The sequence below is a fragment of the Sphingobacterium thermophilum genome (assembly GCF_039541675.1).
GTDB lineage: Bacteria > Bacteroidota > Bacteroidia > Sphingobacteriales > Sphingobacteriaceae > Sphingobacterium > Sphingobacterium thermophilum.
Window position 1 is genome coordinate 408,923 of sequence record NZ_BAABGR010000035.1, and the last position, 6,774, is coordinate 415,696.

Below are 6,774 nucleotides of genomic sequence, written 5' to 3' on the forward strand. Positions count from 1 at the left end.
GCGGGACCAAGGTTCCGCTTTTTTTTTTGCCATGATATTCAGCAAAAGTCTTTATTCTGCTATAGAGGCTGAGGAGGTCTGGGCCTGACGGTTTACCTTCTTCACCAACCCTTGAAGTACATTTCCCGGTCCTACTTCCACGAAAGCTTCGGCTCCATCCTCAAGCATATTTTGTACGGTCTGTGTCCAGCGCACTGCACCTGTCAGCTGAGCGATTAAGTTTTCCTTTATAGTCGCCGGATCAGTATACGGTTTAGCGTCTACATTTTGATAGATTGGGCAGATAGGAGCCTTAATATCTGTAGCCTCGATAGCTGCTTGAAGTTCTAATTTCGCAGGCTCCATCAATGGCGAATGGAACGCACCTCCTACGTTAAGTTTCAGCGCTCTTTTAGCTCCTGCCTCTGACAACAAAGCACATGCTTTATCCACACCTTCGATAGTTCCCGAAATCACCAATTGTCCCGGACAGTTGTAGTTGGCCGCTACCACTACATCCTCTATCTGTGCACAAACCTTTTCTACGGTTTCATCATCCAAACCTAGTATTGCTGCCATAGTGGAAGGCTGCAATTCACAAGCCTTCTGCATAGCATTCGCACGCTGAGCAACAAGCTTCAAGCCATCTTCGAAAGACAAAGCTCCGGCAGCTACCAAGGCAGAAAACTCACCCAAGGAATGTCCCGCCACCATCGAGGGCTGGAATTTATCCCCTAATGCCTTTGCTAAAACCACCGAATGCAAGAAAATTGCGGGCTGCGTAACTTTCGTTTGTTTAAGGTCTTCCTCCGTACCATTAAACATGATATCGGTAATTCGAAAACCCAAAATATCGTTTGCTTTTTCGAACAAAGCTTTTGTTTCTTCATTAAGGTTGTACAGGTCCTGCCCCATTCCAACGAATTGCGCTCCCTGTCCCGGGAAAATGTAAGCTGTTTTCATAAAGACTTATTTTCTACTATTAAAAGGTTATTGTGTCTATCTTGTATTCAAGATATCTTGGGCAAATATAACAATATTGATGAAATGCTATTCCTCCGGAATGAAGCTTAGTGAGGTCAGCTTCGTTTCGTCAAAAAAGAGGTTGGCAAGCTCCAGGATATGCTCTGAAGACACGGCATCAATCTTATCGAAAACCTGTTGCAATGATACCACCTCTCCATAATCAATAATGTTTTTAGCTTCCGCAATGATCATGCTCATTCTTCCCTCTTCGGCCAAAGCTATCTGTCCTTTGAACTTCTGTTTTGCAAGCTTAAGGTGATACTCCGAGATAGGCTTATCCCTCAGCTTACTTAGCTCCTTATACACTAAGGAAACAGCCTTTTTAAGCTTTTCTTCATCCGTTCCGAGATATATGTTGAAATGACCTATATCCGAGTACATGGTAAAGTTGGATTCTATGGTATAAGCTATGCCATATTTTTCTCGTATACCCAAATTCAGAATGGAACTCATCCCGAAACCACCAAGCATATTATTCAGCAGCAACATAGCCGTCTTCCGCTCATCATAAATCCCGAAAGTTTTTATCCCCAAGATATAATGAGCTTGGTTGATAGGTTTTTTCACCACCACATGTTGACCTTCGTTCTCCAGCGTCAGACGCTCTTTGTTTCCTCGTTTATTAGGAGCTATACGGCCGAAAATTCTATTAGCCATACGTTCCACCTGAGCCAAGGTATAGTTTCCAGCTATAGCAATCACAATCTCCTCGGTATCGTAATTGCCTTTCATAAAATCCTCTATATCGCTCCTTTGGAGTCCCAATAGGTCTTTCTCCGTCCCAAGAATATTATGACCCAAGCCCGTTCCCTTGAAAAGCAGATCCTCAAAGTCATCCATGATGGACTCTTCCGGACTATCCAGATAGGAAGCCATTTCGTCCAAAATCACACCCTTTTCCTTTTCCATCTCATTCTGTGGAAAGGTGGAATGGAAAAGTACATCTTCAAAAAGGTCCATAGCCCTCTCTAGGTAAGGATTTAGGAAAGAGGCATGGATACAGGTATATTCTTTTGTCGTATAGGCATTAAGGTCCCCTCCCACCTGTTCCAGACGACGTAAAATCTGATTCGTGGAACGGCGTTCCGTACGTTTAAATAATAAGTGTTCGATAAAATGTGCAACACCATATTTTCCCTCCTGTTCATCCCTCGAACCAGCATTGACCACTAAACAAGTATGGGTGATGGGAGAGTTCTGGTAATGCAGTAATATTCTAATACCATTATCCAACCGGATAAGATTGTATTCTTTCATTTAATTTTTTTGTTGAAATTGAGAGCAAAGCTACGTAATAAAAAACAAAAAACGGCTGTATCGAAATACAACCGTTTCATTTATAATTTGTTGGATTACATTCGTGGGTGACGCATACCTCCAGGACCTCTCTGGTCTTGGAATGGATTGATACCGGAGAACTTCTGCAGTTTGAAGGTAAATGTCAACATGAAGTATCTTGCCAACCGGTTGGTACGGCTATCTGTTAGGATTTCCGACACTGTTCGGTTGATGTTTGTTTGTTCATTCAACAAGTCAAACCCTTGCAATCTAAGTGTTCCACGACGATCTTTCAACAGCTTTTGTTCAATATAAGTATTGATTATGAATGGATTAACATTCGATGTATAACCGTGGTTGAACTCCTTTGATACATCTAATCCAAAGATAGTAGTTGGTGTAATATTCACCGAACCGATCAAGTTAGGCGTAATCTTAGAAGTATTGCGGTTGGACAAATCTATCAACGACGATTTTGTGATCGTATAGTTGAAACGCACCCCCGGATTGATTTCTAAGTTTTCCGAAGGATTGTATCGGAAGAACAACATCTGGTTGATGCTGGTATTGTTGTTAATATTCTTCTTGAATTCAAAATTGGTAAAATCAGAGCTTTGGTAAGAGATTCCCTTGTTGAAGGAAACGCCACCACCATACATAATGTTGTACGTTTTCTCCTTAAATGATCTGCTGAAATGATAGAAAGAGTTGATAGAGTAAACACCTTCATCCTCATTGGCATATCCTACCTCTTGGACAGATCCTAACCCCGGTTGGGTCGTTATTTTATTATATGAAACGATTTTATCGTTTGTAACCTCAGCTCTTAACATCGCGAAGAAGTTAGTACCTTTTTGGAAGTCTCCCGAGCGGTATCTTAAGCTCATTGAATGTCTGAACTCTGGATCTAGATCTGGATTTCCTAAGGTTTTGTATGTTTCGCTAGTAGCCACCTCAAAAGGCAGAATTTGCGATACCGAAGGTTCTGACGATCTTCCAGAATATTGTAAAGTAATATTCGACTGTCTTGAGAACTTATATTCAAATCTAGCTATAGGGATGAAGTTAAAGTTTTTGCGGTCGATAATTTCTGTCACTGATCCGTTCGAAGCATCTCCCTTCAATACTGAAGGCTGCACCGAAGCACCCAACGAGTATTTGAATTTTTCGCCTTCGTATCTATAGCTTGCGCCTACACGGTGTGTTGTAAAGGCATAGTCATAGTCGTAGTCATAGTTCAGGATATTTCCTGCAGTGCTACCTTTGGACTCCAATAGTTTCTGTGAATTGCTATTATCGTAATCATTGTTATTGAAGTCATATGTGATTTCCAACTTACCTTTTTCCGATAGCGGTTCGGTATACGACACAGAAGCACCTGCATTCCAGCTTCTGTTTTCTACTTCACGTCTTGTTTTTTCAATAATATCGGCTTCAGTAAGATTTTGATTGTTAGGGTCTGTCAGCCAACGCTCCAACTCTTGGTTGAATTCCGTTTCGCTCACCGCATTGTCGTAGTTGAAGTTGAAGAATAAGTTTCTTCCTTTGTCATTTAGCTTACGGTTATACAAGCCGGAAAAATTATAACGCGGAGCGGTAACGTCCGAGATTGTACGCTGCTGCTGCAAGTTACTGAAAGTTTGATCGATATATTGGAGTGTATTGCTGAAGTTGTCAGCAGAGTTATTATCAAAACCTAATTGTGGTGAAAATTTGATATAGTCACGAGGGGTGATATTCCACTCCAAGTTACCTTCAAAACGGTGATTGGCTCGAATACTTCCATTATTCTTGTTAGACTCTTCCGTCATATTTTGAGCCAAGTAGTTGGCAAAAGATTCCGAAATCGTATTGTTGTCGTCTCTTCCGTAAGAGTAAGAGCCGTACACTTTCAGCTTATCGGAAAAGTCGTGACGGATATTTACTCCGATAGAACCGGTAGTAGTAATACCTTCAGAACCACCAAACATACCTCCACCAGAACGACCTCCTCCACCTTGACGACCACGGGCACCACCTCCCATAGCATTGAAGTCAAATAACGGAGCATTCATATTGTTCAGGTTACCCAATACTGCTACCTGTGAATTGTTATTCAAGCCCATCCACATGCCGGTAGCTTGGTAACGTTCTTCCGTACCGCCGCCTACACGTATGGTAGTCATATATCCTTTATTGTATTCCGGATCTATTTGGATATTCAAGACTTTTGTTGACTCTCCGCTTCTATTTCCAGTAATATTAGCCATATCACCGAAATCATCCACGATTTGAATTTTTTCAATAATATTGGCTGGCAGGTTTTGTGTGGCTGTTTTCACATCACCACCGAAGAAATCTTTACCGTTGATACGTACACGTGTTACCTGCTCTCCTTGGGCTGTCACATTACCGTCTTTGTCTACTTCTACTCCTTGTAGCTTTTTCAAGGCATCCTCAGCTACAGAACCATCTCTCAACTTAAGGTCCTTCATAGCATATTCTACCGTATCGCCTTTTACCTGCACGGTAATGACACCATTAACCACTACTTCCTCAATAAGGTTAGAAATAGGGTTAAGTACTATCGTAGGAACCATGAATCTAGACTCCCCTGTCGGGAAGGTATATTCCTGCTCGAAAGGTTCAAAGCCCAAGCTCACTACTCTAAGTTTGAACTTGTCGGATTTAACATTGTTAAAAGTAAAAACTCCTCCGACTGATGCTCCGGTTTTCAAGGTATCTTTGCCATCGATAAATTCGACAGTAGCACCGGAAACAACCCTAGACAAGGAGTCTCTTAATAATCCCTGAACCACTTTGGGGCTCTGAGCATGGGTATTAAACCCTACAACCATAAAAAATACAGCTAATAATGCGCTATAAACTCTCATAATATTCTTAGTTACTCTTTTCTACTTTATCTACAATCCAAATTTCAGTTTCTGCCTTATATGGATTTTTCAAGGACGGTCCTCCCATCACGGGATAGCCGTACCCATATCCTCTGTTTGTAGGCCGGTTTGAGCTTTCCATAGCCTTCTTCATCATCGCGTATTGGGTTCTTACGCCAACCTGTACCGCGACGACATCAGACTTCAGCCCCACAAGTTCCAACGGTATTCGCGCCTCATAAACCAAATTTTTATTGCTGTCGACCAGCGTCGTCGCACGAATGCCATAGTCATTGTCTAATGCCAAAAGGCCATCTCTTACCCTTCCAAATCCTTGCAAGTAATAGCCGTTGACTTTCTCTAACAAGGCCTGCTCGAAATTTTCGGTCTGCCTCAGTTCTTCACTGGCTGACAACGCCTTTTTGCGCTCTCTATCCCAATAGGGAAAATATAAACGGGCGCCATCCTTCCTTTTGTCGTTATAGCTTATGTTAACAAATATTCCTCCCGAAAGTGCCTCTCGTTGAAGTTGTATATCTTTTATCACTATAGCAACAAACAAAACATTATTTCGTTCAGCAACACCGAAAGACCAAAGGTCTTCCAAGGCGTTCAGATGGTTTTCCCATTCTTCCACATTGCCGTCCACTGCCACCTGCTCAAGCCGTGAAAATGTATAGTTCACCTTTTTCTTACTTTTCTGTGCAAACAATGAAAAAGGCAAGCATAACATTAAACTAAGGAGGATATGTTTTATCATAAGTTTAAGTTTATACTTATTTTTACACAGTATATTAGACTTGCAATGTCAGTAATTGTTTAAACGAAACACAAAAAAAGCAATTACTTAGCAGAATAAGGGTATTTTTTTTACTTATCACAGAGAAGTTACAGAACACGACCACATGTTATTATCTTATTTTCAAGAGGATTTGTTGGAAGCGGGATGCGATGAAGCCGGCAGAGGATGCCTTGCGGGACCTGTTTTTGCTGCAGCCGTGATTTTCCCCAAAGACTATTTCCACCCGCAGCTTAACGATTCCAAGAAGCTGTCCGAGAAGAAGCGTATGGAACTACGCCCGATCATCGAAAGGGATGCCTTAGCCTACGCTGTCACTTCTGTCAGCCCACAAGAGATTGACGCCATCAACATTCACAATGCCTCTTACAAGGCCATGCATTTAGCCCTAGACCAGCTGAAGGTGGCCCCTGAATTTTTGATTATAGACGGAAACCGCTTCATCCCATACAAAAATCTTCCTCACCAATGTATAATCAAAGGTGATGGGAAATACCTCTCCATAGCAGCTGCCTCCATTCTGGCAAAGACATATAGAGATGAATATATGCTTGAGCTGAGTAAAGAATTTCCTGTGTACGATTGGGCCTCTAACAAAGGTTATCCCACAGTGAAACATCGAAATGCCGTGCTTGAATTTGGCATGACTCCACATCATAGAAAAACTTTTACGGTAAGCAGACCGCAACTGACATTATTCTAAATAAAAAGGCTTCTCGATTAGACATGCCCCAAAAAGTTAGACACTTATTTGGGGCATTTTTATGAGTAAAAAACAGAAGTATAATTTCAATTTTAAGTTACGTCTAGTAACCACTA

General features: G+C 41.6%; 5 protein-coding genes. 1 reads left to right on the forward strand and 4 read right to left on the reverse strand.

The features are described 5' to 3' along the window. Positions 1–51: 51 nt before the first annotated feature. The 4 genes from fabD to ABD873_RS12570 all read right to left on the reverse strand — a co-directional run bounded on the left by fabD (position 52) and on the right by ABD873_RS12570 (position 5,841). Positions 52–942 (reverse strand): ACP S-malonyltransferase, encoded by an 891-nt coding sequence (fabD, locus tag ABD873_RS12555; RefSeq protein WP_345068807.1) that lies wholly within the window; start codon positions 940–942, stop codon positions 52–54. A gap of 87 nt (positions 943–1,029) precedes the next feature. Continuing rightward, entirely contained in the window at positions 1,030–2,262 is a 1,233-nt protein-coding gene (locus tag ABD873_RS12560; protein ID WP_345068809.1) for a M16 family metallopeptidase, read from the reverse strand. Between the two features lie 95 nt (positions 2,263–2,357). Then, a complete protein-coding gene (locus ABD873_RS12565) occupies positions 2,358–5,156 on the reverse strand; it encodes an outer membrane beta-barrel protein (RefSeq protein ID WP_345068811.1) in 2,799 nt (932 codons plus the stop codon). Between the two features lie 7 nt (positions 5,157–5,163). Continuing rightward, positions 5,164–5,841 carry a hypothetical protein gene (locus ABD873_RS12570; RefSeq protein ID WP_345068813.1) on the reverse strand — a complete coding sequence of 226 codons (678 nt, stop codon included), beginning with the start codon at positions 5,839–5,841 and terminating at the stop codon, positions 5,164–5,166. A gap of 220 nt (positions 5,842–6,061) precedes the next feature. Here ABD873_RS12570 and ABD873_RS12575 point away from each other — a divergent pair, with 220 nt between their 5' ends. Continuing rightward, positions 6,062–6,658 carry a ribonuclease HII gene (locus tag ABD873_RS12575; RefSeq protein ID WP_345068815.1) on the forward strand — a complete coding sequence of 199 codons (597 nt, stop codon included), beginning with the start codon at positions 6,062–6,064 and terminating at the stop codon, positions 6,656–6,658. The last annotated feature ends 116 nt before the right edge of the window (positions 6,659–6,774 follow it).

What these genes read in the sequence shown, in the direction of transcription:
- fabD (WP_345068807.1), bottom strand. Translation starts at nt 942, where the DNA reads ATGAAAACAGCTTACATTTTCCCGGGACAGGGAGCGCAATTCGTTGGA.
- ABD873_RS12560 (WP_345068809.1), bottom strand. Translation starts at nt 2,262, where the DNA reads ATGAAAGAATACAATCTTATCCGGTTGGATAATGGTATTAGAATATTA.
- ABD873_RS12565 (WP_345068811.1), bottom strand. Translation starts at nt 5,156, where the DNA reads ATGAGAGTTTATAGCGCATTATTAGCTGTATTTTTTATGGTTGTAGGG.
- ABD873_RS12575 (WP_345068815.1), top strand. Translation starts at nt 6,062, where the DNA reads ATGTTATTATCTTATTTTCAAGAGGATTTGTTGGAAGCGGGATGCGAT.